Here is a 1634-nt window from a genome sequence, read left to right as displayed (position 1 = left end):
GGGGACGCGGCCGAGTCGGGTGATCGTCACGGCGCCGCGGCGGGTCGCGGTGCGTGCGGCGGCGCGTCGGCTGGCGGAGTTGGCCGGCGTCGAGCTCGGCGGCGCGGTCGGGTACACGGTCCGCGGCGATCGCAGGGTTTCACGGGAAACATCGGTGGAATTCGCCACTCCCGGCGTGATCACGCGTCGTTTGCTTCGCGACGGCGACCTGCCCGGCGTTTCGGCCGTCATCCTCGACGAGGTGCACGAGCGCAATCTCGATTCCGACATTCTGCTCGGCATGCTGCGCGACCTACGGGAGCTTCGCGATGACATGACGCTCGTGGCGATGTCCGCGACCGTGGAGGCGCCGCGCTTCGCAGGACTGCTGGCGTCGCCCGGCGCGCCGGCGCCCATCGTCGCGGCGGATTCGGTGCTGCACCCGCTGGAGGTGCGATGGGCGCCGCCGACGGTGGCCCGGCTGGACCATCGCGGCGTGACCTGGCCGTTCCTGGACCACGTGGCGCGACAGGCGGCCGCTGCCCTCCGTGATGCGCCGGGCGACGGCGACGTCCTGGTCTTCGTCCCCGGCGTGCGCGAAGTCGAGCACGTCATCGGCGCGCTGGAACGGATGGACCTCGCGTCCTCGACCGGTTCGGGGGCGCGCGGCGTCGAGATCCTCGCCCTCCACGGCCAGTTGCGCGGCGATGAGCAGGACCGCGTCATCCGCGGCGGCTCGCCGGAGGGGCCGCGGCGCATCATCGTCTCCACCGCCATCGCGGAGTCGTCGTTGACCGTGCCGGGCGTGCGCGCCGTCGTCGACGCCTGCCTGTCGCGAGGTCCGCGGCTGGATGTGGGCCGCGGGATGTCGGGTCTGGTCACGACGTCGTGCGCGCGGTCATCGGCCGAACAGCGCGCGGGCCGCGCCGCCCGCCTCGGCTCCGGCCTGGCCGTGCGCTGCATCGGCGAATCGGAGTGGGCGGGCCTCGATGCCTGGCCCGCCCCGGAGATCGCCGTCGCCGATCTGACCCGCGCCATGCTCGACGTCGCGGCGTGGGGCACGCCCGGCGCGGTGGGCCTGCCGCTTCCCGACGCTCCCCCGCCCCGCCACGTCACCGACGCCCACGCGACGCTGGCCGCGCTCGGGGCGATCGAGGTGGAGCCCGCCGCCCGCATCACCGACCTGGGCAAGGTCCTCGCCGAGCTGCCCGTCGATCCGCGCCTGGGGCGCGCGCTGCTGGCCGGCACGTCGGTGCTGGGCGCGAAGCGGGCGGCGGATGCGGTCTCGCTTCTCGACGAATCCCCCCGCGGCGACCTCACCCGCGCCCGCAATGGCGGCCGGGGTGACGGCGGCGGAAACAGGGGCGGCGGGAACCGCTCCGGGGCCGACGCCTCCCGCCTCAAGCGCCTGGCGGAGGAGCATTCGGCGGCCGTCACGGCCATCGCCACGACCATGCCCCCGCTGCCGGATTCCGTGCCGACCCGCTCCATGGCCGACGCGATCGCGCTGGTCACGGCGCTGGCGTGGCCGGATCGCATCGCCAAGCGGCGTTCGCCGAACTCCGACGAGTACCTCTTCACCGGCGGCACGGCAGCGTCCGCGCCCCCGGAGCTGCGCGGCCACGAGTGGCTCGCCGTCGCCGACGTGGGCCGCG

1 protein-coding gene is annotated in these 1634 nt (G+C 75.1%); it reads left to right on the top strand.

The annotated features are described in order from the left end of the window. A partial coding sequence (locus GX015_RS07690) for a helicase-related protein (protein WP_366926257.1) occupies positions 1–1634 on the top strand: 1634 nt, incomplete at both ends.

Source organism: Corynebacterium sp. (assembly GCF_012837295.1).
GTDB lineage: Bacteria > Actinomycetota > Actinomycetes > Mycobacteriales > Mycobacteriaceae > Corynebacterium.
This window is presented reverse-complemented; position numbering and strand designations above follow the sequence as displayed.